Genomic DNA, 26,359 nt, shown 5'->3' on the forward strand with positions numbered 1-26,359 from the left:
CCATGGCGACGACATCCGCCTGGGTGGTGGAGCGGCCCGGCCCCCTCGCCTCTGGCCCGCTGCGGCTGCGGGAGCGCCCGATGCCCGAGCCGGGGCCGTACGGGCTGCTGCTGGAGGTCCAGGCCTGCGCGGTGTGCCGGACCGACCTGCACCTGGCGGAGGGCGACCTGCCGCCCCACAAGGAGGCCTGCACCCCGGGCCACCAGGTGGTCGGCCGGATCATCGACGCCGGGGACGCGGTGACGGGCTTCTCCGCCGGGGACCGGGTGGGCGCGGCCTGGCTGGCGGGCACCTGCGGCACCTGCCGGTTCTGCCGCAGCGGACGCGAGAACCTGTGCCCGCACTCCCACTACCTGGGCTGGGACCTCGACGGCGGCTACGCCCGGTACACCGTCGCCGACGTCCGTTACGTCCACCGGCTCCCGGCCGGGTGGGGCGCGGAGGAGGCCGCGCCGCTGCTCTGCGCGGGCATCATCGGCCACCGGGCGCTGCGCCGCGCCGAGCTGCCGGAGGGCGGCCGGCTCGGGATCTACGGCTTCGGGGCCTCGGCCCATCTGGCCGCCCAGTTCGCGATCGGCCGCGGCGCCACCGTGCACGTCGTCACCCGCTCGCCCGAGGCGCAGCAGCTGGCGCTGGAGCTGGGCGCGGCCTCGGCGGGTCCGGCCGCGCCGCCCGAGCCGCTCGACGCCGCGATCCTCTTCGCCCCGGTGGGCACCCTGGTACCCACCGCCCTGGAGGCCCTCGACCGCGGCGGGACACTCGCGGTGGCGGGCGTACACCTCACGGCGATCCCGGAGCTGGACTACACACGCCACCTCTTCCAGGAACGGACCCTGCGCAGCGTCACCGCGAACACCCGCGCGGACGCCCGGGAATGCCTCGCCGAGGCAGCCCGCCTGCGCCCCCGCGTCCGTCTGACCCGCTACCCCCTGAACCACGCCGACCGTGCCCTCGCGGACCTGGCGGCGGGACGGATCACGGGGGTGGGGGTGCTTGTTCCGTAGCGGGGCGTCATCGCTTTCCACCGCGGCACCCCGGGGTGCGAGGCGACACCCCCGGCCCGCAGAGACGGATCCGGGAAGGCGCCTGGCCGAGGCGGCGCGCCTGCGCCCACGGGTCCGTCAACTCTCGTAGTGGTAGCGACACTGCGCGATCAGGATCGCGTCATCCTTGACCTTGTAGATGAGACGGTGCTCATCGTTGATCCGGCGCGACCAATAGCCCTGAAAGCCGTGCTTGAGAGGCTCGGGCTTCCCGATCCCCTCGTTGCCGTTTCGCGCCACATCCGCAATCAGCGTGTTGATCCTTTTGAGGATCTTGCGGTCCTGGGCCTGCCACCAGAGGCAGTCCTCCCAAGCGCGAGAAGCAAAGGTGATCTTCACTCCGGGTCCGCCAACTCCCGCACCGTCCCGCCACCGCTCTCCAACTCCTCGATGGAGGCCAGGAGGCGACGGGCATTCGCGGGGCTGCGGAGCATGTAGGCAGTCTCCTTCAAGGACTCATAGTCCTCCAGGGAGACAATGACCACTGGCTCGCGCCCCGCGCGAGTGATCACTATTTCTTCTCGGTCGTCCGTGACGGCGTTGAGCACCTCCGCGTACTTCGCCCGCGACTCCGAGTACGACATGGTCTTCACCGTCACACACCCCTTTCAAGTACAAGAAATTGTACGTCACCCCCTGCGAGCCGACAAGAGACGGCGAGCGAGACCGGGGCAGGCGCCTGGCCAGGGCCGGCGGACGGGGGCGCCCGCCCCACGCTCCCCCTCGAGCAGGTCACCGACGCCACGACGATCGGCCGCACCGCCGGGCCACGCACCGATCAGGCGAGGCCGATCTGCTGGTAGAAGGTCCCGTTGTCCCAGAAGAGGAATTCCTCCTCCATCACTCTGTGCTTGTTCCAGATGCCGACCGTGGCCATGTTGACGGAGAACTTCTTGCCCGTCGGCTGGATGAAGCCGCCCTTGCCGTCCGGCATGGGCCGGGTGAAGGTGCCCTTCATGACACCGGTCACCGAGGTCAGGTTCTCCTTGGCGATGCGGATCGGGTGCTCGGTGATGCGCGTGTCCGGTGCCCAGACGAACTGGCCCTTCATGTCGGCGATGTGCCGGTCGAGGCCGTCCGTGTAGTGGCCGTCGGGCCAGTGGACGCGGATGTTCTGCGCGTGGCTCTCACCGAGCCGGTCCCACTGCTGACCGGAGTAGACGACGAAGTCCAGCTCGTCGAAGACCTCAAGGAGCTTGCGCTCCCCGGAAGTCAGGTTGGGCGGCCAGAGCGACTCGGCCTCCGGGGTGGAGGCGGGGTCGCCGAGCAGTTCCCGGCCGCCTGTGGCCGCGGATGCCGGGTCGGTTCCGCCGGCCACCGCGGTGATGGCGAGGGCTCCCAGGGCAGCGGCGCCTCCGCCTCGGAGGACGTTACGGCGGTTGATCATGTCGATTCCCTTCTACAAGATCACGCTGATGGAAAGGTGGGGTGGACTCAGGCCGACAGGGCCTGACTAGAAGGCGTAGGGGCCGAAGCGGCCCCAGGCCACCACGGCGGCCAGGAGGAGCAGCGCCAGGGCGGCCGGGATCGACGTCATCTCCTTCCGACGCAGGTGCACCGCGGCGGCGCACAGCATGGTCACCGCGAGTCCGAGGGCGGCCCAGGCCACCAGGACCGGCGCGACGCCGAGCACGGCCGGGAGGATCAGCCCCAAGGCGCCGAGCACCTCGACGGCGCCGACCGCCCGCACCGTCCCTGCGGAGACATCCTCGGTCCAGGTCATGCCCGAGGCGGCGAGCTTCCCCTTCGGCAGGCCGGCCTTCATCAGGCCGGCCGCGAGGAAGGCCAGGGCCAGGGCGCTCGCGATGATCCACAAGGTGACGTTCATGGGGACACTCCATTTGCTTGCTTGAATCTTCAACTCGAGGCTAGGCCGATCCAGCTTGAATCGTCAAGTGAATTCTCTTGAGCGTTCAAGTCATGGGAGGTGGGCATACGAGTTGAGGGTTCAAGTTAAAGTTGGGGGCATGAGCGCAGACGAGCCCCACTGGCTGGACGACGACGAGCAAGCGGCGTGGCTGGCCCTGGTCAGCACCGCGGTGCGACTTCCGGCCGCCCTGGACGTCCAGCTGCAGCGCGACGCGAGGATCAGCCACTTCGAGTACCAGATCCTGGCCGGGCTCTCCATGAGCCCGGAGCGCAAGCTGCGGATGAGCACCCTGGCCGACTTCACCGACGGCTCGCTCTCCCGGCTCTCCCATGCGGTCAAACGCCTGGAGAAGGAGGGCTGGCTCTACCGCACCGCCGATCCCGACGATGGCCGCTTCACCCTCGCCGTCCTCACCGACGAGGGCTGGGACAAGGTCGTGGACTCCGCCCCCGGCCATGTCGCGGAGGTGCGCCGCCTGGTGATCGACCCCCTCACCAAGGCCCAGCAGAAGCAGCTCCGCGAGATCGGCCGCCGCATCACCAACGCCATCGATCCCGACAGCCCCTGACCCGGCCGGCGAGCTCGCGGCCCGTCGGGGCGCCTCCCGGCCGGCCGCCGGGCAGCCCGCAGGCCCGGGGTCGCGCCCGTACCGCGCGGCGTGCGCACCCCGATCGGCCGGCACCGGTGCAGCCGAGGCCACCCGCCGCCGGCCGGGGCCACCCGCGGTGTAGCCGGGCCCGCCCGGGGAACGGGACGGGGGAAGGCGATTCCCGTGCAGACCACATCCGCCCCATGCGGCACCCGGCCGACCGTGGTGCCGCGCCAGGCGACCCCGCGGCACCCGGGCGGCGCCGCACCGGCCGGCGCCTCCCCCTCCCCGGCGGCCGGGCCATGAAGCTCGCGCTGGCCGGGGACACCATGCTCGGACGGAACGTCGGGCAGCAGCTGGCCGCGTTTCCGGACGAGCCGCTGTTCACGGACGAGGTGGTGGCCGCGGCGCGGGAGGCGGATCTGTTCGTGCTCAACCTGGAGTGCGCGATCTCGGCGCGGGGCACGCCGTGGCCGGACCCGTTCAAGCGCTTCTTCTTCCGGGCGCCCCCCGTGGCCGCCGAGGTGCTGCGGGATCTCGGGGTCGGCTGCGTCACGCTGGCGAACAACCACGCCCTGGACTTCGGTCCCGACGCACTGGCCGACACCTTCCGGCACCTGTCCGCGGCGGGGATCGCCCGGGTGGGCGCGGGCCACGACCGGAAGGAGGCGCGGGAACCGGTCGTGCTGCACCGCGGGGGCACGGCCGTCGGCATCGTCGCGGTGGCCGACCACCCCGCCGACTTCGCGGCCGGCCGGGACCGGCCGGGCACCGCGTACGCCGACCTGGAGGCCGGGGTCCCCCGGTGGCTGCTCGACGGCATCGCCGGGCTCGGCACCGACATCACCCTGGTCACCCCGCACTGGGGCCCGAACATGGTGACCCGTCCGGTGCCCCACGTCCGGGCGGCGGCGGAGGCGTTCCGCGGTGCGGGGGCCACACTCGTCGCGGGCCACTCGGCGCATGTCTTCCACGGCGTCCACGACCATGTCCTGTACGACCTGGGGGACTTCGTCGACGACTACGCGACCGACCGGCGGCTGCGCAACGATCTGGGGCTGCTCTTCCTCGTCACCTTCGACGGGCGGCACCGGCCGGTCCGGCTGGAGGCCGTGCCGCTGGCCCTCGACCCCTGCCGCACCCGGGCGGCCGAGCCGGAGGAACACCGCTGGACGGCCCGGCGGTTCCGCCGGGCGTGCGCGGCGTTCGGCACGGAGGTGACCGAGGAGAGCGGCCGGCTGGTCGTCACCTGGTAGCGGGAGCCCGCCCCGAGCCCCGCCCCGGCCGCCGGCTCCGTGCCGCGCCCGGGCCGAGCCCCGGCCGCTGGACGGCCGGGCACTGGACGGCCGGGGCGCTAGACGGCCGGGCGCTGCGAGCCGCTGACGAATATCAGCAGCGCGTCGACCAGGTCGTCGGCCGCCGAGCCGGTGGCGAGCCGCCGGAGCTGGATGCCCATCACCAGGGCCACGACGGCACTCGCCGCGCGTTCCGCGTCGGGGACGCCGAGCGCGCTGAGGATCGAGGCGGCCAGCCGGTCGTAGGCGGCGAAGCACTCGGCGGCGGCGGTCCGGAGCTGCGGGTCGCGCCCGGCCTGGATGTAGATCTCGAACGGGGCGATGTGCTCGCTGTCGAAGCCCGTGTTCGCGGCCACCTGTCCGACGAGGGTGCTCGCCTCCGTCAGATCGGTGCCGTCGCACGGGTGCTGGGCGGCGAGTTCGGTGAACCGGCACGTCTCCTCGGAGACGAACGACCGCAGGCTCTCCCGCAGCAGCTCGTGCTGCGTGGCGAAGTGATAGGTGACCGAGCCGAGCGAGACGCCCGCTTCCTTCGCGATGCGGCGATTGGTCACACCGGCCACGCCGTGTTCGCCAATGATCCGCAGTACGGCACGGATGATGCGGTCGCGGGTTTCGGCCGGTCTTGACATGCCGCGCATTCTTCCATTACCGCCGGACCGCATCCGCCCCGGGCACCTCCGCGCCGGAGCTCCGCTAGTGTCCGTTCGAACGAACGGAATCGGATGACAGGGGTTCTCATGCGCATCGCCGGATCGACCGTCCTGCTGACCGGAGCCACCGGCGGCATCGGCCGGATCCTCGCCCGCCAACTCACCGCCCGGGGCGCCACATTGCTCGTCACCGGCCGTCGGCTGGAGGCGCTGCGGCCGGTGGCCGCGGAGCTCGGCGCGCGGCCGCTCGTCGCCGACCTGGCCGACCGCGCCCATGTGGCACGACTCGCGGCGGAGGCCGGGCCGGTGGACATCCTGGTGGCCAACGCCGCGCTCCCGTCCAGCGGCGAGGCACTGGACTACAGCACCGAGGAGATCGACCGGGCCATCGATGTGAACCTCCGGGCGCCCCTGCTGCTCTCCCGGCTGCTGGCGCCCCGGATGGTCGCGGCGGGCGCGGGCCATCTCGCCCTCATCGGCTCCATATGCGGCCGCACCGCCTCCCCCTCGACCTCGCTCTACAACGCGACGAAGTTCGGGCTCCGCGGGTTCGCGCACGGCCTCCGACAGGACCTGCACGGCACCGGGGTCGGTGTGTCGATCGTGCAGCCCGGATTCGTGCGGGACGCCGGGATGTTCGCCGACTCGGGTGCCGCCACGCCCGGCGGAGTCCGTACGGTCTCCCCCGGTCAGGTGGCCGCCGCCACCGTGGACGCCATCGAGCGCGACCGGGCCGAGGTGAACGTGGCACCGCTCGAACTGCGCCTGGGCAGCGCGATCGGCGGGCTCTTCCCCGGGCTGGCCGCCCGGGTGCAGCGCCGCGTCGCGGCCGACGGTGCCCTGCAGCAGATCGTGGAGTCCCAGCGGAAGAAGCGCTGAACGGTCCTTGCACGGTGGGTCCTGCGTGGTGGCGCCGGTCGCGTGCAAGGCCCCCCGGGAGCCGCCCCCGGCGCGGCCCTCGCCCGACGAGGGAATCCTGCAGGGGCCGCCGGTGTCCGCACCGGCGGCCCCTCCCCCCGTCCCGCTCGCAGCGTGTGTCCGGCGTTCCCGGCTGGTCGGGCCGAGGCGGAACGCCGGCCTCCCCGCGAGGAGGCGCCGAGTGGCGTGCGCTGCTTCCGGCGAGCGGGGCGGAACCGTGTCTGCGGGCGGCGCCGGCCGCCGGCTCCGGGGGACACATGTCCCCATCAGGCCTTCCGGCGGAAGCGTTCCACCCGCATGACGTCACCTTGTACGTTGCGCAGTGGAGATCGACTCAGTGAGCCCGCGTCCGGGTGCTGTGGCGTCCCGGTGAGGTGCCGTCCGGGTGAGGTGCGAGGACGCGGTCCGGTTTTTCGACGGAGGAGCGCGCATGGAGACGCCGGATCGGAAACAGGCCGAGCTGGTGGCCCGTCAGGAGGCGGCCCACCTCACCGCGCAGGGGGTCCGCGCGGTGGCCCTCACCTGGGTGGACAACGCCGGGATCACCCGCGTCAAGGTGGTGCCCACGGCGCGGCTGGCCGCGGCGGCCCGGCGGGGCATCGGCATGTCCCCGGTCTTCGACGTCTATCTGGTGGACGACTCCAGCACCACCAGCACCCACATCGGCGGACCCGACGGGGATCTGCGGCTCTTCCCCGACCTCGACCGGCTGACCCCGCTCGCCGCGCAGCCGGGCCTGGCCTGGGCCCCGGTGGACCGGTACGAGCAGGGCGGCGCCCCCTACCCCGCCTGCCAGCGGCAGTTCGCCCGGCGGATGGCGGAGCGCGCCGCGGCGCACGGCCTCCGGCTGCGGATGGGTTTCGAGACCGAGTGGACCGTCGCCCGTGCGGACGGTGCCGAACTCCGGTACCCCACCGAGGGCCCGGCCTACGGCATGGCCCGGGTGGCCGATCTGTCGGACTACCTCGTCGCGGTCTGCGACGCCCTCGCCGCACAGCAGTTGGAGGTGCTGCAGATCCACCCCGAGTACTCGCCGGGCCAGTTCGAGGTGTCGGTCGCCGCGGACGATCCGGTGGGCGCCGCCGACACCGCGGTCCTGGTCCGCGAGACGGTGCGCGCGGTCTCCGTACGGCACGGGATGACGGCCTATTTCGCGCCCGTCATCGAGGCGGGCTCGGTCGGCAACGGCGCCCATCTGCACCTCAGCCTCTGGGAGGGGGAGCGCAACCTGTGCCGGGGAGGCGACGGGCCCTACGGCATGACGAAGCTGTGCGAGTCCTTCCTCGCCGGTGTGCTGGAGGAGCTGCCCGCACTCCTCGCGCTGGGTGCCCCGTCGGTCGCCAGCTATCTGCGGCTCGCACCGTCGCGCTGGGCCGGTGCCTTCCGGTGCTGGGGCCCGGAGAACCGGGAGGCCGCGCTCCGTTTCATCCCGGGCGCGCCCGACGACCCCGAGGGGGCGAACGCCGAGGTGAAGTGCTTCGACGCGGCGGCCAACCCGTATCTGGTGACCGGTGGCGTCATCGCGGCCGGGCTCGCCGGGATCGACGCGGGGCTGTCGCTGCCCGCCCCGGTCTCCGGCGACCCGGCCCTGGTGGGCGGCGCGGACCGGCTCCCGGACTCGCTGACCGGCGCCCTGGAGCACTTCGAACGGTCGGCGCTGCTCCGGGAGGCGCTCGGGGACCCGCTGTTCGACGCGGTGGCCGCGGTCCGCCGGGCCGAGGCGGAGCTGTTCGCGGGGGCCGCGCCGCAGGCGGTCGCGGACGCCACCCGGGGACGGTACTGAATGACGGCCGAGCCCCCGCCGCCGGGCCTCGCACTGCCGCCGCTGGTGGACCACCACTGCCACGGTGTGGCCCGTGCGGACCTCGGCCCGGAGGCGTTCGAGGGGTTCCTCACGGAGTCCGACTCCCCCGCCGCGCCCGGCACCACGTACTTCGACACCCAGCTCGGCTTCGCCGTGCGCCGCTGGTGCCCGCCGCTGCTGGACCTCGACCCGCACTGCCCGCCCGACCGCTACCTCCGGCGGCGCCGGGAGCTGGGCGCGGCGGAGGCGACGCGGCGGCTGTTGCGCGGCGCGGGCATCGGCACGTTCCTGGTGGACACCGGGCTGCCCGGTGATCTGACGGGGCCGCAGGAGATCGCGGAGGCCGGGGGCGGCACCGCGCACGAGATCGTCCGGCTGGAGACGCTGGCGGAGCGGGTCGCGGACGGCTCGGAGACCGCGGGGGCGTTCCTGAGCCGGCTGGACGACGCCGTCACCGGCGCCGCCCGGGACGCGGTGGGCTTCAAGTCGGTGATCGGGTACCGGTACGGGCTGGACTTCGACCCGGCGCCGCCCGACCGGGGCGCGGTGCGCACCGCGGCGGCCCGGTGGCTCGCCGGGCGCCCGGCGGGCGGCCGGCTGACCGACCCGGTGCTGCTGCGCCATCTGCTCTGGTCCGCCGCCGGGACGGCGCTGCCGCTGCAACTGCACACCGGCTTCGGCGACCCGGATCTGCGGCTGCACCGCTGCGACCCGCTGCTGCTCACCGACTTCGTCCGGGCCGTCCGCCCGACGGGCTGCACGCTGGTCCTGCTGCACGGTTACCCGTACCACCGGGGCGCCGGCTATCTCGCCCACGCGTTCCCGCATGTGTACGCGGACATGGGGCTGGCCCTGTCGCACACCGGTGTCCGGGCCGAGGCGGTGCTCGCCGAGATGCTGGAACTGGCGCCCTTCGGCAAGCTGCTGTTCTCCACCGACGCCTACGGACTGCCGGAGCTGTACGTGGTGGGCGCCCGGCTGTTCACCACGGCCCTCACCCGGCTGCTGACCGGCTGGGTGTCCGAGGGGAGTTGGGCGGCCGGTGACGCGGCGCGGGTGGCGGCCCTGATCGGGGCGGACACCGCGCGACGGGTGTACGGGCTGGAGCCGTTCCGCCCCTGATGCGTCCTCCGGTCCCCGCGGCCCGTCCGGGGCCCGCCGGTTGCCGCCCGGGCGCCTCGTCCGGTCGGGCACCGGGTCCCGCCCGGCGCGGCCCCGCCCTGACCGGCTCCGCCCATGATGCGCCCCGCCCATGACGCGCCCCGTCCATGACGACCCCCGCCCGTAAAGCAGTCCCCGTCCGTAGCGGACCCCATCCGTAGCGGACCGGGTTGGGCCATCCGGGGGTTTTTCCGGCACTTCCCGTCCCCCGGACGGCCCTGCCCCGCGGGCGGATCCGCACCTCCCCGCACACGATGAGGGGGACGTGGGCCCATACGGCCGCAGCCGAACCGTCGGGAAGCGGGTAATCCATGGCTCAGAACAAGACGCCGTTCCACAGAACAGGACTGTTCGCCGAACTCTCCGCCGAGTTCGCCGGCACCATGATCCTCATCCTGTTCGGCTGTGGTGTGGTCGCGCAGGTGGTCACCGGCGCGATCCTGGTCGACGGCGCCCTCGGCGACCACGACAGCATCGCCTGGGCGTGGGGCCTCGGTGTCACGCTCGGCATCTATGTCGCCGCGCGGCTCAGTGGTGCTCACATCAACCCCGCGGTGACCCTCTCCCTGGCGGCCTTCAAGGGTTTCCCCTGGAAGAAGGTCGTGCCGTACACCCTGGCGCAGACGGCGGGCGCGTTCGTCGCGGCGCTCCTGGTGCGCTGGAACTACACCGAGGTGCTGGCCGCGTCCGACCCGGGCCACACCCTCAAGACGCAGTTCGTCTTCTCCACGCTCCCGGGCAACGGCGCGCTGCCGGTGAGCGAGTGGGGCGCGTTCCGCGACCAGATCATCGGCACCGCGATCCTGGTGCTGCTGGTCTTCGCCGTCACCGACCTGCTCAACACGGCGCCGGGCGCCAACCTCGGCCCGTTCGTCATCGGCCTCATCGTGGTGGCGATCGGCATGGCCTGGGGTACGGACGCGGGGTACGCGATCAACCCGGCCCGTGACTTCGGTCCGCGGCTCGCCAGCTTCATCACCGGCTACGACTCGGCCTGGCGAGATCAGTACGGCAATCTCTACTTCTGGGTGCCCATCGTCGGTCCCTTCATCGGCGGTCCTCTCGGCGCGGCGCTCTACAAGCTGTTCGTCGGCCGCTTCCTCCCGGTGTCCGAACAGCAGGAAGTGGGCCGGCTGCCCACCCCCGAGGGCTGATCCGCCCCACGTCGCCCGGAGCCGAGGACACATCCCGTACCAAGACGGGCCCGTACGAAGACAGGAGAGGCGGCAGCGATGCCAGAGTTCGTCGGTGCGGTGGACCAGGGAACCACCAGTACCCGTTTCATGATCTTCGACCACGACGGCAACGAGGTGGCGCGGCACCAGCTGGAGCACGCCCAGATCCTGCCGCGGTCGGGATGGGTCGAGCACGACCCGGTGGAGATCTGGGAGCGCACCAACACGGTGATGCAGAACGCCATCCGGGACGGCGGTCTGTCGGCCTCCGACCTGGCGGCGGTCGGCATCACCAACCAGCGCGAGACGACGGTCGTCTGGGACCCCACCACGGGCCGCCCCTACTACAACGCCATCGTCTGGCAGGACACCCGCACCGACACCATCGCCTCCGCCCTGGAGCGGGACGGCCACGGCGACACCATCCGCCGCAAGGCGGGCCTGCCGCCGGCCACCTACTTCTCCGGCGGCAAGATCAAGTGGCTGATGGAGAACGTCGACGGGCTGCGCGAGGCCGCCGAGTCGGGCCGGGCGATCTTCGGCAACACCGACTGCTGGGTGCTGTGGAACCTCACCGGCGGTCCGGACGGCGGCATTCACGCCACCGACGTGACCAACGCCAGCCGCACCATGCTGATGAACCTGGAGACGCTGGACTGGGACGACGAGCTGCTCCAGATCTTCGGCATCCCCCGCCGGATGCTGCCGAAGATCAACCCTTCGTCGCACGCGGAGGCGTACGGCCAGGCCCGTACCTCCCGGCCGCTGCGGGCCGCGATCCCGATCACGGCGGTGCTCGGCGACCAGCAGGCGGCCACCGTGGGCCAGGTGTGCTTCTCCCCGGGACAGGCCAAGAACACCTACGGCACGGGCAACTTCCTGGTCCTCAACACCGGGACGGACCTGGTCCGTTCGCAGCACGGGCTGCTCACCACCGTGGCCTACCAGTTCGGCGACAGCCCCGCGGTCTACGCCCTGGAGGGCTCCATGGCCGTCACGGGCGCCGCGGTGCAGTGGCTGCGCGACCAGATGAAGATCATCACTGACGCGGCCGAGAGCGAGCGGCTGGCCCGCACCGTGGAGGACAACGGCGGGGTCTACTTCGTCCCCGCGTTCTCCGGTCTCTTCGCCCCGTACTGGCGGTCCGACGCCCGGGGCGCCATCGTCGGGCTGACCCGGTACAACACCAACGGACACCTGGCGCGGGCCACCCTGGAGGCCATCTGCTACCAGAGCCGCGACGTGGCGGACGCCATGGAGCAGGACTCCGGGGTGCACCTGGACGTGCTGAAGGTGGACGGCGGCGTCACCGCCAACGACCTCTGCATGCAGATCCAGGCCGACGTCCTGGGCGTGCCGGTGAGCCGTCCGGTGGTCGCCGAGACCACCGCGCTCGGCGCCGCCTACGCGGCCGGGCTCGCCACGGGCTTCTGGCGGGACGAGGCCGAACTGCGCTCCCACTGGCACGAGTCCAAGCGCTGGGAGCCGCAGTGGAGCGAGGACCGGCGGCAGGCGGGCTACGACGAGTGGAAGAAGGCCGTGCAGCGCAGCCTGGACTGGGTGAAGGTGACCTGATCCCGGTCCTGCGGCCGGAGGGCCGGAGCCGTCGTCATCGGCTCCGGCCCTCCGCACGCCGGGGTGCGGACGCGGTCACTCCGGCCATGGGGCTGCTGGACGAGGACGAGTCCGGCGAGGGACGGCCACGCGAGGCACGGTCCCGGCGCGGCCGGGCACGTGCCCTCATGGGCGGACGGCGAGGCCGTCCAGGGTGAGGCCGAGCAGGCGCTCGGCTCGTTGCCGGTGTTCGGCGCCCGCCGAGGTGAGGGCGATGCCTTCGAGGGCGGCGGCGAGGTCCGCGGGCCCGACGTCGGTACGGATCGCCCCGGCGGCCGCGCACGCGTCCATGAGTGAGGTGATGGCGGCCCGGATCATCTCCCGGCTGTGACCGTAGGGGTTGTCACCCGTCGCGGCGATGGCGCGCAGTGCGTCGATCATGCCGTACTTGGCGGTGACGTAGTCCAGGAAGAGGTGTGTCCACGCGCGCAGGGCTTCGGCGGGTGCCTGCTGCGCGAGCAGCGCGGGGGCCGCGTCGCACAGGTGGGCCACCTCGTTGCGGTAGACCGCCTCGACCAGAGCCTCCCGGGTGGGGAAGTTGCGGTACAGGGTCGCGCTGCCCACGCCCGCCTCCTTGGCGATGCGCTCCATCTGCGTGTCCAGCCCCTGCGTCGTGAACACGCGCACGGCGGCGGAGAGGATCTTCTCCCTGTTGCGCTGCGCGTCGGCCCGCAACGGCCGGTGCGCTCCGTCGGTCATCAGTGCTCGCCATCCTCTCTCCGGCGCCATGCAACGCTCGGACGCCATGCAACCCTCAGGTGCCCTTCAACGTGCCGAACGCAGACGTCACTTGCTGAACGGAGGCGCCCCCAGTTAACCTGAGAGATAAGTGGGGACTCCCCCGTTTCACTGTAGGTCAACGCACTGACCGCGCGCACCCACCGAAGGAAGCGGATCATGTCGGGTATCCAGGGCAAGGTCGTTGCGATCACCGGCGCCAGCAGCGGCATCGGCGAAGCGACCGCGACCCACCTCGCCGAAAGGGGCGCCCGGCTCGTACTCGGCGCTCGCCGGGAGGACCGGCTGAACACGGTCGTGGAGAGCATCACGGCCAAGGGCGGCACCGCCACCGGCGTCATCATCGACGTCACGCGCCGCGAGGACCTCCAGCGCCTCACGGACACGGCCGTCGACCGGTTCGGCCGGCTCGACGTCCTCGTCTCCAATGCGGGCACGATGGCCGTCTCGCCCTTCGACGACCTGCGCCAGGACGACTGGGACGCCATGGTCTCCACCCACATCACCGGCCTGCTCAACGGCATCGGGGCGGCGCTGCCCGTCTTCCGCCGGCAGCGCTCCGGCCAGTTCGTCACCGTCGGCTCCACCGCGGCGTACGTCGTCAAGTCCCCCCAGGCCGTCTACGCGGCCACCAAGACGGCAGTGAAGGTGCTCACCGAGGGGCTGCGCCAGGAATCGGGCCCCGATCTGCGCGTGACCCTCGTCTCGCCCGGCTTCACCCACACCGAGGGCGTGGGCAGGGGAGCCGGCCCCGAGGTCGCGGCCGCGATGATCCGGCAGCGCGACGAGATCGCCATGCCGCCCTCCGCCGTCGCCTCCGCCATCGGCTACGCGATCGAGCAGCCCGACGGCGTGGACGTCAGCGAGATCGTCGTCCGGCCCACCGTGCAGGCCTGACAACGCCGCGGGAGCGCCCGCGCCCCGCTGTCGGCGAACGATCGCCACCGACGAACCCGCCCGACCGCGATCGGTTCTCACCGGCCATCGGCGCACCGAGCCCCCGGGGGGGCCGAGCTCGTCACTCGTCCGCGATGGTCAGCACGAGCTTGCCGGTGTTCTCGCCGCGGAACAGCCGGAGCAGCGTCTCGGGAAAGTCGGCGACCGTGCCCTCGACGACATCCTGCACCGAGGTGAGCCGGCCCTCGGCCTGCCACTCGGCCAGCCGGGCCGCGGCCTCGGCGTACCGGTCGATGTAGTCGAAGACCACCATGCCGGTCATGGAGGCGCGATTGACCAGCAGCGACAGGTAGTTGGCCGGCCCCTTCGCCCCCTCGACGCTGTTGTACTGCGAGATCGCGCCGCAGATGACGATCCGGGCGCCGCGCGCCAGCCGGGTCAGCACGGCGTCGAGGATGTCGCCGCCGACGTTGTCGAAGTAGACGTCGACCCCGTCCGGGGCGTGTTCGCGCAGCGCCTGCTTCACGTCCTGGCTCCGGTAGTCGATGGCGGCGTCGAAGCCGAGCTCGTCCACGAGCATCCGGCACTTGCGCTCGCCGCCGGCGATGCCGACGACCCGGCAGCCCAGGATCCTGGCGATCTGCCCCACCACGCTGCCGACCGCGCCGGCCGCGCCGGAGACCACGACGGTCTGCCCCGGCTCGGGGCGGCCGATGTCGATCAGGCCGAAGTACGCCGTCATCCCGGTCGCCCCCAGCGTCCCCAGGTACCGCGGGAGCGGGGCGAGTCCGGGGTCCACCGCGGTGACGCCGCGCCCGTCCGACACGCAGTACTCCTGGACGCCGAAGGCACCCGACACATAGTCGCCCTCCGTGAACTCCGGATGCCGCGAGGACACGACCCGGCCCACGGCGGCGGCCCGCATCACCTCGCCGATGCCCACCGGGGGGATGTAGGACTTGCCCTCGTTCATCCAGCCGCGCATGGCCGGGTCCAGCGATATGTGGATCACCCGCACCAGCAGCTCCCCCTCGCCGGGTTCGCCGACGGGTTCCTCGGTGCGCTCCCAGTCGCCGGGCCCGGGCAGGCCCACGGGTCGTGCGGCGAGTCGGATCTGCTGCTGGGTGCGGGACATGTGAGCGGCTCCTCGGGGTGGCTACCGACAAGATGGCTACCGACCAGTCGGTATGACAGGGGGAGGGTAGCTCCGGGTCGGCCGCGGGAGCAAGGTCCGGGCCACCCGCTCCGGGCCGCTCCGCCCGCGCCTCGGGGGCCGGCAACGGAACCGGCGGCGAGAGCGCCGCGCAGTCCCGGGAGACCCCGGGGACGGGCACCCCTCAGCGGCGCGAAAGCCTCAGGGGTCCTCAGCGGCGGGAGACCCTCCGCGACGGGAGGCCTCAGTGGTGGGCGTGGACGACGGCGTGGCCGCGGCCACGGGCGATCATCCAGCGGTTCACCGGGACGGTCACCACGAAGGCGACGGCCAGCGCGAACGCCAGCGCTCCCCAGAACAGCCCGTCGGCGAGTTCCGCCGCCATGGCCCCGGGGACGGCGATCAGCACGAGGTTGTCGACGAGCTCCATCACCATGATCGACAGGGTGTCCGCGGCGAGGGCGATCCGAAGCGCCTGCCGCAGGGAGACTCCGGCGCGGAGAATGCCGCGCATCGTCAGGGCGTACCCGAAGGCGAAGGCGAGGATCACGGCGAGGGCGATCGTGACGCCCATGGACAGCCCCAGCCAGACCCCGATGATCATGCCGAGGACCTCGCCGATGGCGCAGCCGGTCAGACAGTGCAGCGTCGCCCGGACGGCGATGCCCCACCCGGAGCCGCCGGAGCCGCTCGCGCCGCCGGGTCCGTGATCCGGGGAGCCCCGCGCGGCGCGGTCCGCAAGAGGCTGCCGCCCGGCGCGGTCCGCGCGGGGGTCGCTTCCGGCGCGGGCGGCTCGCCGCCCGGCGTCCGCGGGACGGGGCTCGTCGCGCCCCGGTGCGGCGTGCGGGCGGCCGACGGGTGCGCCATCATCCATGTCACCCTCCGGAGGGGTGCGCACGATCTACTGCCACCTGGGACAACGGGGTACCCCAAGGGAGTATTCCGAAGCAGGGCACCTCCGGCGGCGAGACCTCCGGTCACCCGGAGTCAGCCGTCTCGGCGATCCCCTCGCTGAACTCCCACCAGGCCGGCGGCGGCCCGCCTGCTCGCGGCTCGACGCATCAGCGGTGACCGCATTCGGTCCGACGTGCCCGCGGTCCGACGTGCCCGCGGTCCGGCGTGCCCGCGGTCCGGCGATCGGCGGTCCGGTGCCGCCGGAGTTCGCCACGGTCCGCCCTTTCCCCGCCCCACATTCCCCCATCAGGAAATGACAATACTACTATTTCATGGGGGCAGCGGAATACCGAGGTTGTGCGCCGGGACTACTGGCGGGGCATCAGAAACGAGGCGCCCGCTCCCCTCCTGAACGCGCATCAGAATGCGCTTGATTTCGCTCCCATTCGCCCCGCACGCACCTACCTGACGCGATGTTTCGCGGGTATACCTTAACTGATGCAGCGGCAGCTTTGACGGCCCTGCGAGCATTCCCCCTTCCCGATGCGCTGGGAGGCGAGTGCCATGCCCAAGAAGGTTCTTGTGCTCCTCCGGGGCGGCCCGAGCGATATTCCCGAGATCTGGGAACTACCGCCCGGTGGAACCGATGGGCAGGTGAAGATTCCCCGTGGCAGCGGTTACGAGCATTTCGAATTCGCCCAGGAATACGCCAGGATCGGCGATGAGTTGATGCCCGTGTACCGCTGGTGCTATCGCACCTTCATCGCGGAGTAGGGCTGTTCGCACCCGTCTTCCCTGCCGGACGGTCCCAGCCAGCCGCGCCGGAACAAACCGGCGACCGAGGCTCGTCCGGCCCGCCGCTCCTTCTCGCCCGGTGCCCACGGAGCACCCCGGCCGGTGACGCCGCAGTCCCCGGACCGGACCCTGATCCGCCGGCACCGGGACCAACCGTGGTTTCCAGCGTCGCCCCCTCACCGACAGCACCCGCCGCGCGGCGGGCGCTTCGGCGACCGACTTTCCGGAGGAATCACCATGTCCACCCTGCTCCGTCACGGATGTGCCTCATGAGCGGCGCCGCGGCGCCGGCCGGCGGCCGGAACGCCCGGGACACCGTCGTCACCGGCCTCGGCTTCTGTCTGCCCGGCGGCAGCAGACCCGTCTTCACCGCCGTCGACCTGTGGGACGTCGCCTCCCAGGGGCGCTCCTGCCTCGCCCGGGACAGCGTCTACTACGGCTCCGTCGGCCTCACCCCCGCGATGTTCGACGAACGCCTCCCGGACGTACCGGGGTTCTTCTCCCGGCACTTCACCAACGCGCACCGGTTCGGCCTGGTCTCCCTGGTCGAGGCCTGCGCCGATGCCCAACTCGACTTCCGGGCGGGCGACTTGACCGAGGCGGCCATGCTCGCCGGGCGCGGCGGGGTGGACGCCAACATCGACAGCTATCTCTCGGTGCTGGAGGCCGACCCCGACACCACGCCGCCCGAGGACGCCATGGAGCTGTTCGTGGCCGCCGAGCAGGCGGTGACCCCCTCGGACGTGGCACTGGTCCAGGGGGCACTGACCCGCTCCACCGGGCCCTGTTTCACGGTGTCCTGCGGCTGCGCCTCGTCCGCCGTGCAGATCGGCAACGCCCGCCGCATGATCGCCGCCGGGGATGTCGACATCGCCGTGGTGACCGGGGTGGACGTCTTCAGCGTCACCCTGATCAAGAACATCCAGCGGCTGCTCAGCGGGGCGCAGCGCACCTACGAGGCGATCCGGTCGGACGGCATGCCGGAGCTGCTGCCGTCCTTCGAACGGCTGATGCGGCCCTACGACCGGCGCGCGGACTGCGTGAACCACGGCGAGGGGTCGGCGACGGTGATCCTGGAGAGCCGGGAGCACGCCCATCGTCGCGGCGCCTACACCTACGGCCAGGTCCTGGCCCAGGCCACCACCCGGGACGGGCTCGCCAATCCGCTGGCGAGCGACGAGAGCGGCTCGCAGCTGGTGGCGGCGGTCCGCAAGTGCCTCGGCGACCGGTGGGACATCGGACAGGTGCCGTACGTGCACGGCGGCAGCGACGGCAACGTCGTGGTCACCACCTTCGAGGCGAACGCGATCAGCGAGCTCTACGGCCCGGCCGCCGCCGATCTGCTGATGACCTCCCAGGAGGGCTGCTTCGGCCACAACGGGGCGCCGGCCGGCTGCCTCGGCGTGGCGCTGACGCTGCTGATGATGGAGCGCGGCCAGGTCTGCCCCACGGCCAACTGCGAACAGCCGGCCGAGAACCTCACCTTCGACCCCGTCCCCGGCGTCCGGGCCCGGCCGCTCGACTTCGACTACTCGCTGAGCTTCAACTACCAGGTCGGGGGCGTGAAGAGCGCGATCCTCCTGGGGAGCAACGACGCCGTATAGCGCGGCCGATGACGCCGACGGCGCAAGAGCACGACCGCCCCGCCCGGTGGCTCCGGGCCGGGTCCTCCTGCACCGCCCCCTCGCAGCCGCCCGACCATCGAGAAGGAGGATCCGTGGAACAGCGTGAGAACAGATCGAGTCAGGAGGACCGGAGCATCGCGGTCGTCGGGATGGGGTGCCGGCTCCCCGGTGACGTCGACGCTCCCGGCGCGCTCTGGCGGCTGCTGGTGGAGGGGCGGGACGTCGTCGGCGAACCCCCGCCGGAACGGGCCGAGTTGCGCGCCCCGGACACGCCGCCGCCCGGCCGGCCCGGTACCTGGGTGCCGCGCCGGGGCGGCTATCTGCGCGACGTCTCCGGCTTCGACGCGGACTTCTTCGGCGTGTCCGGCCGGGAGGCCGACGTGCTCGACCCGCAGCACCGGCTGCTCCTCGAAGTGGCCTGGGAGGCCCTGGAACACGCCGGGATGCCGCCGGACCGGCTCGGCGGGACCCCGACCGGGGTGTACGTGGGCCTCAGCTACAACGACTACATGGAGCGCCTGGCCGGCGGGCCGCAGGAGCTGGAGGGGTCGATCCTCACCAACGGGCACTGCGTCGCCTCCGGCCGGATCTCCTATCTGCTGGGCCTCCAGGGGCCCTGCGTCGCCCTGGACACCGCGTGCTCCTCGTCGCTGGTCGCGCTGCACCTGGCGTGCCAGGCGCTGCGCACCGGCGAGTGCGACACGGCGCTGGCCGGCGGGGTCACGATGATGCTCCGCTCCCGGATCACCCAGTCGTTCGTCAGGATGGGAATGCTCTCCCCGACCGGGCGTTGCCGTACCTTCGACGCCGCCGCGGACGGGTTCGTCCGCGGCGAGGGCTGCGGAGTGGTGGTGCTCAAACGTCTCTCCGACGCTGTACGGGACGGTGACCGGATCCTCGCCGTGGTGCGTGGTTCGGCGGTGAACCAGGACGGCCGGTCCGACGGTCTCGCGGCGCCTTCGGCCGCCGCCCAGGAGGCGCTGTTCCGGGAGGCCCTGGCCGGTGCGGGGGTCGACCCGCGCGACGTGGGCATGATCGAGGCGCACGGCACGGGGACCCCCGTCGGGGACCCGATCGAGTTCGCGAGCCTGGCGGCGGTCTACGGCCCGGGCGGGAACCGGTGCGCCCTGGGGTCGGTGAAGACCAACCTGGGGCATCTGGAACCCGCGGCCGGCATCACCGGGCTCATCAAGGCCGTGCTCTGTCTGCGGAACGGTCTGATCCCGCCCAACCTGCACTTCTCGCGGTGGAATCCGGCGATCGACCCGGCGGGCACCCGGTTCTTCGTCCCGGGCGAGCCGACCCCGTGGCCGGCCGCGGACACCGCTCCGCGGCTGGCGGCCGTCTCCTCGTTCGGCTTCTCGGGGACCAACGCCCATGTGGTGCTGGAGCAGGCGCCCGGGCCGCGGTCCCGCGCGGCGCTGCCCCTGCCTCGGGGCGAGGAGGCCGCCGGGGCAGGCTCCGCCGTGCCCGGGGGCGACGGGGCCGGGAGCGACGAGGCCGGGGGCGGCGAGCCCGGCAGCGACGGGCCGCCCGGAGGCACCGCGGCCGAGGGCGCCGCGCCCGACGTCTTCCTGGTCGCCGCCGGGTCCCGGGACGTGCTGCCGGCCGCGGCGGAACGGCTCGCCGACTGGCTGGAGGGCGACGGTTCCGCGGTACCGCTGCGGGACGTCGCCCACACCCTGGCCCTGCGCCGTTCCGCCGGGCGGGGCCGCCTCGGCGTGACGGCCGCCAAGCGCTCCGAACTGATCGGCGCCCTGCGGGCGTTCGCCGCTGACGAGGCCCGTGCCGGGGTGGTCTCCGGGGCCGTGGGCGCCGAGATTTCCCGGCGGCCGGTGTGGGTGTTCTCCGGGCACGGCTCGCAGTGGGCCGGGATGGGGCGCGGGCTGCTGGAGCACGAACCGGCGTTCGCCGCCGCGCTGGCCGAGGTGGACGCGCTGATCGCCGCCGAGGCCGGGTTCTCCGTCCTCGACCTGGTGCGCTCCGGTGCGGAGGTGACCGGGACCGGACGGGTGCAGCCGGCGCTGTTCGCGCTCCAGTACGCCCTGGCCGCCACCTGGCGGGCCCACGGGGTCGAACCGGCCGCGGTGGTGGGGCACTCGATGGGTGAGGTGGCCGCCGCGGTGGTGGCGGGCGCCCTCTCCCCGGCCGACGGCGTCCGGGTGATCTGCCGCCGGTCCGCGCTGCTGACCCGGATCGCGGGGGCCGGCGCCATGGCCACCGTGCATCTGGACCGGGCCGCCGCGGAGGCGGAGCTCGAGGCCGCGGGGGCCGCGGCGGCCGTCTCGGTCGCCGTCGAGGCGGCCTCCGGACAGGTGGTCGTCGCGGGCGACAGCGCCGAGGTGGAGCGGCTGGTGGGGCTCTGGGACGCCCGGGGCGTGCCGGCGCGCCTGATCGCGGTCGACATCGCCTCGCACTCGCCGCAGGTGGAGCCGCTGCTCGGCGAACTGGCCGCCGGACTCGCCGAGTTGATGCCCCAGCGGCCCGGCGTACCGTTCTACTCCACCGTTCTGGACGACCCGCGGCGGGTCCCGGACTTCGACGCCGCCTACTGGTGCGCCAATCTGCGCCGCCCGGTGCGGTTCGCCGCCGCGGTGCGCGCCGCCGCCGCCGACCGGCACACCGTCTACGTCGAGGTGTCCCCGCACCCGGTGGTCACCCGGGCCGTCGCGGAGAGCCTGACGGGCCTGGCGGGCGACCCGGTGGTGCTGCCCACGCTGCGCCGCGGCGAGGACGAGCGGACCGTGCTGCGGACCCAACTGGCCGCCCTGCACTGCGCGGGAGTGCCGGTCGACTGGTCGGTGCTGTACGGGGACGCCCGGCTCGCCGACGTTCCGCCCATCACCTTCGACCGGAAGCACCACTGGGTGGACACCGTTCCGGCGGCCGGGGGCGGCACAGCGGTGAACGGCCCCACCCTGCCCGGGGTGCACGCCGAGGTGCCCGGCGAGACGGTCCGCCACACCTGGCAGGGCGACGCCGGCACCGCCGCCCAGCCGTGGCTCGCCGACCACCGGGTGCACGGGGAGCCGGTGCTGCCGGGCGCCGCGTACTACGCGCTGGCGCTGACGGCCGCCTGCGAGGTGTTCGACGCCGCGCCGCACGAGGTCGAGGTGGCCGACGTCCGGTTCCGGGAGCTGCTGCGGCTGACCGAGCACACCGAGGTCAGCACCACCGTGGTCGCCCGCGGCACCGACCACGCCGAGTGCGAGATCTTCGGGCGGGGCGAGGACGGCTGGGTCCGGCACGCCACCGCCACCCTGCGCCGGCTGAGCGACACGCCCCGGCCGCCGTCCGTGCCGGCGCCGACCCTCGCCTGGCGGCACCCCCTCGCCCTCGAACCGGACACCCTCTACACGCGTCTGCGCGCCCGCGGCCTCGAACACGGCCCCGGCTTCGCGATCCTGACGGACCTGCGCGGGTCCCGGCACGGCGACAGCTACTGGGCGCGGGTCCGGCTGCGGGACGCCGCGCTCGACGCGCATCACGGGCTGCGGATCCACCCGGTCCTGGTCGACGCCTGCGCACAGCTCGCGGTGGCGGGCCTGATGGCGGAGGAGGGGCACGGGCTGGTGCTGCCGGTCGCGGTGCAGGCGGTCCGGCTCTTCGGCGACCCGGCGGACGCGGTGTACTGCCACGCGCGGATCTCGGAGTCGACCGCGGACAGCGTCGTCGGCCATGTGCGGCTGCTGGACGAGGCGGGCCGGCCGGTGATGGGCATCGTGGGCCTGAAGTTCGTCCGGCACGCCGGGCAGGACGCCGCCGGGGTCGACCGGTGGTTCCTCGAAACCGGCTGGCACCCCGCCCCGCGCCCGGCGGCGGCCGGGTCCGCCCCAGCGGCGGGCAGGTCCTCCCCGGCGGAGACGTGGCTCGTCCTCGGCGAGGCGGACGGCTCCGCCGACGAGCTGGCCGACGGACTGCGCGCGGCCGGGGCCACGGCCGACGTCCTGGACCTCCCGCCGGCGGACGACCCGCTGGAGACCCTCCGGGACTCCCTCGCCGAACGCTGGGACGGGCCCGCCGGCCGGCCGCGCGGCGTGGTGCTGCTGTGCGCCCCGCCCGGACCGGACGACGACCCGACCGCCGACGCCCTGCGCCGCGCCCGGCGGCTGCTCGGCACCGCCCAGGCGATGGCCGCGGGCGGAGCCGAACCGCCGCGGCTGTACGCGGTCACCCGCGGCGCCCGGAGTGCCGCCCCCGGCGAGCCGGTGGACCTCGGGCAGGGCTCCCTGCGCGGCGTGGTGCGCGTCCTCGCCTACGAACACCCCGGCCTGCGCGCCACCCTCGTCGACACCGGCCGGGACGGCGACGGCCTGCGGACGCTCGTCGAGGAGCTGCTCGCCGCCGGGCCCGAGGACGAGGTGGCCCTGCGCGGGCCGTCCCGACAGGTGGCCCGGCTGGACTACGCGCCGCTGACCGACACCGAACGCAGCGCCGCCGCCGCCCGCCCGGTGCGCTACGGCGCCGACGGGTTCCGGCTGCGGGCGGGCCGCCTCGGCGACCTGGACCGGCTGGAACTCGCGGCGACCGGCCGCCGGGAACCCGGCCCCGGCGAAGTGGAACTGCGGGTGCGGGCGGCGGGGCTGAACTTCCGCGACGTGCTGACCGCCATGGGCCTGCTGCCCTCCGACGGCGATGTGCGGTACCGGATCGGCTTCGAGTGCGCGGGCGTGGTCACCGCCGTCGGAGCCGGCGTCGACCACCTGCGGGCCGGGGACCCGGTGCTGGCGGTGGATCTGCGGGGCGGCGCCTTCGGCTCGTTCGTCACCGTGCCCGCCACCGCCGTCGCCCCGGTCCCGGCCCGGCTCGGCCCGGTCGCCGCCGCGGGCCTGCCGGTCGCGTTCCTCACCGCCTGGTACGCGCTGCGCCACGTCGGGCAGCTCGCCGCGGGCGAACGGGTGCTGATCCACTCCGCCACGGGCGGCACCGGGCTGGCCGCGATCGCGGTGGCCCGGCGGCTGGGCGCCGAGGTGCTGGCCACGGCCGGCAGCGAGGCGAAGCGCGACCATCTGCGGGAGCTGGGCATCCGGCACGTGATGGACTCCCGGTCGCTGGACTTCGCCGAACGGACCCGGGCCGCCACCGGGGGCGAGGGCGTCGACCTCGTCCTCAACTCGCTCTCCGGCGCGGCGATCGGGGCCGGGATGCGGACGCTCCGCCCGTTCGGCCGGTTCGTCGAGCTGGGGGTGCGGGACATCCTCGCCGACGCGCCGCTGGGGCTCGCCCCGTTCCGGGAGAACATCACGCTGAGCGCGGTGGACCTCATCGGCCTGCAGCGCAACCGTCCCGAGGTGTTCGCCACGGTCCTGCGGGAGGTCCTCGACGAGTTCGCCGACGGCCGGCTGATGCCGCTGCCCTGCCGGACCTTCCCGCTGTCCCGGGCCACCGACGCGTTCCGGCTCATGGCCGGGGCGGGCCACATCGGCAAGGTGGTGCTGACCGTGCCCGACGAGGGCACGGCCACGGCCGTGCTGCCCGGGGGAGCGCCCTCGGTCCGGCCGGGCGGCGCCTATGTCGTGACCGGCGGCCTGCGGGGCGTGGGCCTCGCCGCGGCCCGCTGGCTGGCGGACCGGGGCGCCGCCCATGTCGTCCTCAACGGCCGCGGCCGCCCCTCCCCCGCCGCCGAGCGGACGATCGAGGAACTGCGCGCCGCGGGCACCCGGATCACCGTCGCGCTCGGCGACATCGCCGAGCCCGGCACCGCGGAACACCTGCTGAACGCCGCCTGTGTGGACGGCTCGACGCTCCGCGGGGTCATCCACTCGGCCATGGTCCTCGACGACGCCGTCATCACCAATGTCACCGACGACCAGCTGACCCGGGTCTGGCGGCCCAAGGTCACCGGGGCGTGGCGGCTGCACGAGGCCTGCGCCGGACAGGCCCTGGACTGGTTCGTGGTCTTCTCCTCGATGGCCTCGCTGCTCGGCAACCCGGGCCAGGGCGTCTACGCCGCGGCCAACTCCTGGCTGGACGGCTTCGCCGCCTGGCGCAGCGCGCGGGGCCTGCCCACCCTCGCCGTCAACTGGGGCCCGTGGGGCCAGACCGGAGTGGCGACCGGCTTCGCCGAACGCGGTTACCGGACCATCCCCACGGAGGAGGGCTTCGAGGCCCTGGACGCGCTGCTCGCGCACGGACGCGTCCAGACCGGGGTCATCCCCGGCGACCCGGACAGCTGGATCCTCCCGTCCGGCCGGCACTCGTCGCTGTTCGGCTCGTTCGTCCCCGCCCCGGACGAGGACGGGGCGCCCGCGGCCGGACGGGCGACCGACGTGCCGACGGATCTGCGGTCCATCGCCACCGGACTGGGCCGCCGGGCCGCCCTGGAGGCGTATCTCTCCGACCACATCCGGGCGGTGCTCCGCCTCGGGGGCACCACCCTCGACCCGCAGACCCCGCTGAAGTCGCTCGGCTTCGACTCGCTGCTCGCCATGGAGCTGCGGGCCCGGCTGGAGTCCGGCCTCGGGGTCCGGCTGGCCGCCAACTTCGTCTGGAAGCACCCGACGCTCGCGGCGCTCGCCACGGGCCTGGCCCAGCACATGGGTCTGGAGCTGCGGAACGGCGAGGAGACCTTCGCCCCGGGAGCCGGCCCGGCCGGCGGAACGGAGACGTAGCGCACCCCGCGGCGCGCCTGTCCTCCGGCTCCGTCCGGACAGGCCGGGACCGGCTCCCGCTGAGGTGAGCGGCCCGGAGGACAGGCCTCGAACGCCGGGCCGTCCGGTTGGGTCGCCGGGCGGCCCGGTCCGTGCTGTCCGAAGAGGCGGGCGGTGGGTTGTGGGGGCGGCAGCCTCAGGAGGGGCTGGCGTTGCCGCAGCGGGAGACCTTCTCCTCTTCGGTCATCGGGCGGGACTGCTTTCGGAGGGCGGTGTACGTCACGTCGGCCTCGACGTCCGGGAACTCCCGCGCCGGGAGACCCTTGACGGAATCCCCTTCGTAGGACCAATTGCTGCTGCGACCGACACACAACGAGAATTGGACACATCGCTCATGTTCGGCTCACAATCCGTTCATGGGGCGTCGTTCGCCCGCCGATTCCGCGCCGCCCGCTTCCCCTGCGCAGCTCCCCCGAGGGCACCACCCCACACCCCACGGACCAGCTCACGGCGGTCGGGTACAGCGGTCCCCTCCAGGCCTCGACGCGACCGACTGGGCGCTTATTTCGGGCAGTTGACAACTCATCAAAGATATCGATGCAACCGCCACCGGTGTGCGCCAGCGTGGAAGCCCAACCCCCCGCCGCTTGTTGGATTTTCGTATTCACCACCTCATGCCACAGCAGGCATGAGATACGCCTTCCGACCTTCCAACATATCCGATTCTCTTGATGGGAGAGGGAATTACCCGCCAATTCTCGCGGGCCTTTCGGACTCATCCGGACACCGACCCCCCGCCGGACATCACCCCCGAGGACCGCGAGAGAAAGAAGGAACTCCATGTCCAGTCAGGTCGGTTCACAGCACGACGCGGCAGCGGCACTCGCCGCCGCGCCGCCCATCGTCTTCGCGGTCCTCCTGCCGACCGGCCCGGCGTCGGGCGGCAACCTGGTGACAATCGTCGGATCCGGCTTCACCGGCGCCACCGCCGTCAAGTTCGGCGCCAACCCGGCGACCAGCTTCACCGTGGTCTCCGACAACGTGATCACGGCCGTCGCCCCGCCCGGGAGCGGCACCGTACAGGTCACCGTCACCACGGCCAACGGGACCAGCAACGGCTTCCCGTACCTGTACATCGGCGTTCCGGGGCCAGTGATCGTCACGGCTGTCCCGCCCACCGGTCCGGCGACCGGCGGCAACCTGGTGACGATCGTCGGATCCGGGTTCACGGGCGCCACCGCGGTGAACTTCGGCACCACGCCGGCGACCAGCTTCACCGTGATCTCCGACAACCTGATCGTCGCGACCGCACCCCCGGGGACCGGCACCGTGCCGATCACCGTGGTCACCCCGGCCGGGACGAGCACCAGCTTCTCCTACCTGTACGTGTAGGCGCGGCAGGTCGGCCTCTGTTCTGCTGCGTGGTGGGGCCCGCCCCGGCCGGGGGGCCCCCCCCGGGGGGGTGGGGGGGGGGGCCGGGCCCCCCCCCCCCCCCAAAGCCCCCCCGGGGGGGGGGTGGGGCCCCCCCCCCCGGGGTAAACCCGG

21 protein-coding genes are annotated in these 26,359 nt (G+C 73.3%); 13 read left to right on the forward strand and 8 right to left on the reverse strand.

Translation table 11 applies throughout. The features are described 5' to 3' along the window. Positions 1-2: 2 nt before the first annotated feature. Positions 3-1,004 (forward strand): zinc-binding alcohol dehydrogenase family protein, encoded by a 1,002-nt coding sequence (locus tag ACFYYR_RS20935; RefSeq protein WP_388855355.1) that lies wholly within the window; start codon positions 3-5, stop codon positions 1,002-1,004. A 117-nt stretch (positions 1,005-1,121) separates the two neighbouring features. On the opposite strand, the gene ACFYYR_RS20940 is transcribed toward ACFYYR_RS20935, so the two are convergent. The 4 genes from ACFYYR_RS20940 to ACFYYR_RS20955 form a co-directional block, all read right to left on the reverse strand. Next, the gene (locus ACFYYR_RS20940; RefSeq protein ID WP_388855358.1) at positions 1,122-1,382 is read right to left on the reverse strand and encodes a Txe/YoeB family addiction module toxin; all 261 of its coding nucleotides are present in this window, start codon (positions 1,380-1,382) and stop codon (positions 1,122-1,124) included. Then, positions 1,379-1,636 (reverse strand): type II toxin-antitoxin system Phd/YefM family antitoxin, encoded by a 258-nt coding sequence (locus ACFYYR_RS20945; protein ID WP_388855463.1) that lies wholly within the window; start codon positions 1,634-1,636, stop codon positions 1,379-1,381. The genes ACFYYR_RS20940 and ACFYYR_RS20945 overlap by 4 nt, the downstream gene beginning before the upstream one ends. Before the next feature lie 185 nt (positions 1,637-1,821). Continuing rightward, the gene (locus ACFYYR_RS20950) at positions 1,822-2,430 is read right to left on the reverse strand and encodes an ester cyclase (protein WP_388855361.1); all 609 of its coding nucleotides are present in this window, start codon (positions 2,428-2,430) and stop codon (positions 1,822-1,824) included. A gap of 66 nt (positions 2,431-2,496) precedes the next feature. Further along, entirely contained in the window at positions 2,497-2,871 is a 375-nt protein-coding gene (locus ACFYYR_RS20955; RefSeq protein WP_388855364.1) for a DoxX family protein, read from the reverse strand. A gap of 139 nt (positions 2,872-3,010) precedes the next feature. Here ACFYYR_RS20955 and ACFYYR_RS20960 point away from each other — a divergent pair, with 139 nt between their 5' ends. Both ACFYYR_RS20960 and ACFYYR_RS20965 read left to right on the forward strand, forming a co-directional pair. Then, entirely contained in the window at positions 3,011-3,481 is a 471-nt protein-coding gene (locus tag ACFYYR_RS20960) for a MarR family winged helix-turn-helix transcriptional regulator (RefSeq protein WP_388855367.1), read from the forward strand. Positions 3,482-3,804: 323 nt separating this feature from the next. Continuing rightward, positions 3,805-4,758 (forward strand): CapA family protein, encoded by a 954-nt coding sequence (locus ACFYYR_RS20965; RefSeq protein WP_388855370.1) that lies wholly within the window; start codon positions 3,805-3,807, stop codon positions 4,756-4,758. A 98-nt stretch (positions 4,759-4,856) separates the two neighbouring features. Here ACFYYR_RS20965 and ACFYYR_RS20970 read toward each other — a convergent pair whose 3' ends face one another. Beyond that, entirely contained in the window at positions 4,857-5,429 is a 573-nt protein-coding gene (locus tag ACFYYR_RS20970) for a TetR/AcrR family transcriptional regulator (RefSeq protein ID WP_388855373.1), read from the reverse strand. A 108-nt stretch (positions 5,430-5,537) separates the two neighbouring features. Between ACFYYR_RS20970 and ACFYYR_RS20975 the strand changes: the two genes are divergently transcribed. From ACFYYR_RS20975 to glpK, 5 genes are all read left to right on the forward strand, one after another. After that, entirely contained in the window at positions 5,538-6,329 is a 792-nt protein-coding gene (locus ACFYYR_RS20975) for an SDR family NAD(P)-dependent oxidoreductase (protein WP_388855466.1), read from the forward strand. Between the two features lie 469 nt (positions 6,330-6,798). Continuing rightward, positions 6,799-8,151 carry a glutamine synthetase gene (locus ACFYYR_RS20980; protein ID WP_388855376.1) on the forward strand — a complete coding sequence of 451 codons (1,353 nt, stop codon included), beginning with the start codon at positions 6,799-6,801 and terminating at the stop codon, positions 8,149-8,151. Continuing rightward, positions 8,152-9,294 carry an amidohydrolase family protein gene (locus tag ACFYYR_RS20985; protein ID WP_388855380.1) on the forward strand — a complete coding sequence of 381 codons (1,143 nt, stop codon included), beginning with the start codon at positions 8,152-8,154 and terminating at the stop codon, positions 9,292-9,294. It abuts the gene before it with no gap. Between the two features lie 350 nt (positions 9,295-9,644). Then, on the forward strand, positions 9,645-10,487 hold the full coding sequence (locus ACFYYR_RS20990; protein ID WP_388855383.1) for an MIP/aquaporin family protein: 843 nt from the start codon (positions 9,645-9,647) through the stop codon (positions 10,485-10,487). Positions 10,488-10,565: 78 nt separating this feature from the next. Beyond that, positions 10,566-12,083: a glycerol kinase GlpK gene (gene glpK / locus ACFYYR_RS20995; protein ID WP_388855386.1), complete on the forward strand. Its 1,518-nt coding sequence runs from the start codon at positions 10,566-10,568 to the stop codon at positions 12,081-12,083. Between the two features lie 165 nt (positions 12,084-12,248). Here glpK and ACFYYR_RS21000 read toward each other — a convergent pair whose 3' ends face one another. Beyond that, positions 12,249-12,821, reverse strand: a complete 573-nt coding sequence (locus ACFYYR_RS21000) for a TetR/AcrR family transcriptional regulator (RefSeq protein WP_388855389.1) — start codon at positions 12,819-12,821, stop codon at positions 12,249-12,251. Positions 12,822-13,019: 198 nt separating this feature from the next. Here ACFYYR_RS21000 and ACFYYR_RS21005 point away from each other — a divergent pair, with 198 nt between their 5' ends. Continuing rightward, on the forward strand, positions 13,020-13,757 hold the full coding sequence (locus ACFYYR_RS21005) for an SDR family oxidoreductase (protein ID WP_388855392.1): 738 nt from the start codon (positions 13,020-13,022) through the stop codon (positions 13,755-13,757). A 121-nt stretch (positions 13,758-13,878) separates the two neighbouring features. Here ACFYYR_RS21005 and ACFYYR_RS21010 read toward each other — a convergent pair whose 3' ends face one another. Next, complete coding sequence (locus ACFYYR_RS21010; RefSeq protein WP_388855395.1) at positions 13,879-14,892, reverse strand: NADP-dependent oxidoreductase; 1,014 nt, start codon at positions 14,890-14,892, stop codon at positions 13,879-13,881. A gap of 262 nt (positions 14,893-15,154) precedes the next feature. After that, on the reverse strand, positions 15,155-15,574 hold the full coding sequence (locus tag ACFYYR_RS21015) for a DUF4396 domain-containing protein (RefSeq protein WP_388855469.1): 420 nt from the start codon (positions 15,572-15,574) through the stop codon (positions 15,155-15,157). Positions 15,575-16,368: 794 nt separating this feature from the next. Here ACFYYR_RS21015 and ACFYYR_RS21020 point away from each other — a divergent pair. The 4 genes from ACFYYR_RS21020 to ACFYYR_RS21035 all read left to right on the forward strand — a co-directional run bounded on the left by ACFYYR_RS21020 (position 16,369) and on the right by ACFYYR_RS21035 (position 26,206). Further along, positions 16,369-16,578 (forward strand): DUF5988 family protein, encoded by a 210-nt coding sequence (locus ACFYYR_RS21020; protein WP_388855398.1) that lies wholly within the window; start codon positions 16,369-16,371, stop codon positions 16,576-16,578. Positions 16,579-16,868: 290 nt separating this feature from the next. Further along, positions 16,869-18,203: a beta-ketoacyl synthase N-terminal-like domain-containing protein gene (locus tag ACFYYR_RS21025; RefSeq protein WP_388855401.1), complete on the forward strand. Its 1,335-nt coding sequence runs from the start codon at positions 16,869-16,871 to the stop codon at positions 18,201-18,203. A gap of 113 nt (positions 18,204-18,316) precedes the next feature. Continuing rightward, the gene (locus ACFYYR_RS21030) at positions 18,317-24,835 is read left to right on the forward strand and encodes an SDR family NAD(P)-dependent oxidoreductase (RefSeq protein ID WP_388855404.1); all 6,519 of its coding nucleotides are present in this window, start codon (positions 18,317-18,319) and stop codon (positions 24,833-24,835) included. A gap of 819 nt (positions 24,836-25,654) precedes the next feature. After that, positions 25,655-26,206, forward strand: coding sequence for an IPT/TIG domain-containing protein (locus ACFYYR_RS21035; RefSeq protein ID WP_388855407.1), 552 nt, complete (start codon positions 25,655-25,657; stop codon positions 26,204-26,206). Positions 26,207-26,359: the final 153 nt, after the last annotated feature.

This window comes from Streptomyces sp. NPDC001922, from assembly GCF_042891165.1.
Lineage (GTDB): Bacteria > Actinomycetota > Actinomycetes > Streptomycetales > Streptomycetaceae > Streptomyces.

Excerpts from the sequence above, each read along its gene's own strand:
- ACFYYR_RS20935 (WP_388855355.1), top strand. The coding sequence starts at position 3 with ATGGCGACGACATCCGCCTGGGTGGTGGAGCGGCCCGGCCCCCTCGCC.
- ACFYYR_RS20950 (WP_388855361.1), bottom strand. The coding sequence starts at position 2,430 with ATGATCAACCGCCGTAACGTCCTCCGAGGCGGAGGCGCCGCTGCCCTG.
- ACFYYR_RS20955 (WP_388855364.1), bottom strand. The coding sequence starts at position 2,871 with ATGAACGTCACCTTGTGGATCATCGCGAGCGCCCTGGCCCTGGCCTTC.
- ACFYYR_RS20960 (WP_388855367.1), top strand. The coding sequence starts at position 3,011 with ATGAGCGCAGACGAGCCCCACTGGCTGGACGACGACGAGCAAGCGGCG.
- ACFYYR_RS20965 (WP_388855370.1), top strand. The coding sequence starts at position 3,805 with ATGAAGCTCGCGCTGGCCGGGGACACCATGCTCGGACGGAACGTCGGG.
- ACFYYR_RS20970 (WP_388855373.1), bottom strand. The coding sequence starts at position 5,429 with ATGTCAAGACCGGCCGAAACCCGCGACCGCATCATCCGTGCCGTACTG.
- ACFYYR_RS20975 (WP_388855466.1), top strand. The coding sequence starts at position 5,538 with ATGCGCATCGCCGGATCGACCGTCCTGCTGACCGGAGCCACCGGCGGC.
- ACFYYR_RS20980 (WP_388855376.1), top strand. The coding sequence starts at position 6,799 with ATGGAGACGCCGGATCGGAAACAGGCCGAGCTGGTGGCCCGTCAGGAG.
- ACFYYR_RS20985 (WP_388855380.1), top strand. The coding sequence starts at position 8,152 with ATGACGGCCGAGCCCCCGCCGCCGGGCCTCGCACTGCCGCCGCTGGTG.
- ACFYYR_RS20990 (WP_388855383.1), top strand. The coding sequence starts at position 9,645 with ATGGCTCAGAACAAGACGCCGTTCCACAGAACAGGACTGTTCGCCGAA.
- glpK (WP_388855386.1), top strand. The coding sequence starts at position 10,566 with ATGCCAGAGTTCGTCGGTGCGGTGGACCAGGGAACCACCAGTACCCGT.
- ACFYYR_RS21000 (WP_388855389.1), bottom strand. The coding sequence starts at position 12,821 with ATGACCGACGGAGCGCACCGGCCGTTGCGGGCCGACGCGCAGCGCAAC.
- ACFYYR_RS21005 (WP_388855392.1), top strand. The coding sequence starts at position 13,020 with ATGTCGGGTATCCAGGGCAAGGTCGTTGCGATCACCGGCGCCAGCAGC.
- ACFYYR_RS21010 (WP_388855395.1), bottom strand. The coding sequence starts at position 14,892 with ATGTCCCGCACCCAGCAGCAGATCCGACTCGCCGCACGACCCGTGGGC.
- ACFYYR_RS21020 (WP_388855398.1), top strand. The coding sequence starts at position 16,369 with ATGCCCAAGAAGGTTCTTGTGCTCCTCCGGGGCGGCCCGAGCGATATT.
- ACFYYR_RS21025 (WP_388855401.1), top strand. The coding sequence starts at position 16,869 with ATGAGCGGCGCCGCGGCGCCGGCCGGCGGCCGGAACGCCCGGGACACC.
- ACFYYR_RS21035 (WP_388855407.1), top strand. The coding sequence starts at position 25,655 with ATGTCCAGTCAGGTCGGTTCACAGCACGACGCGGCAGCGGCACTCGCC.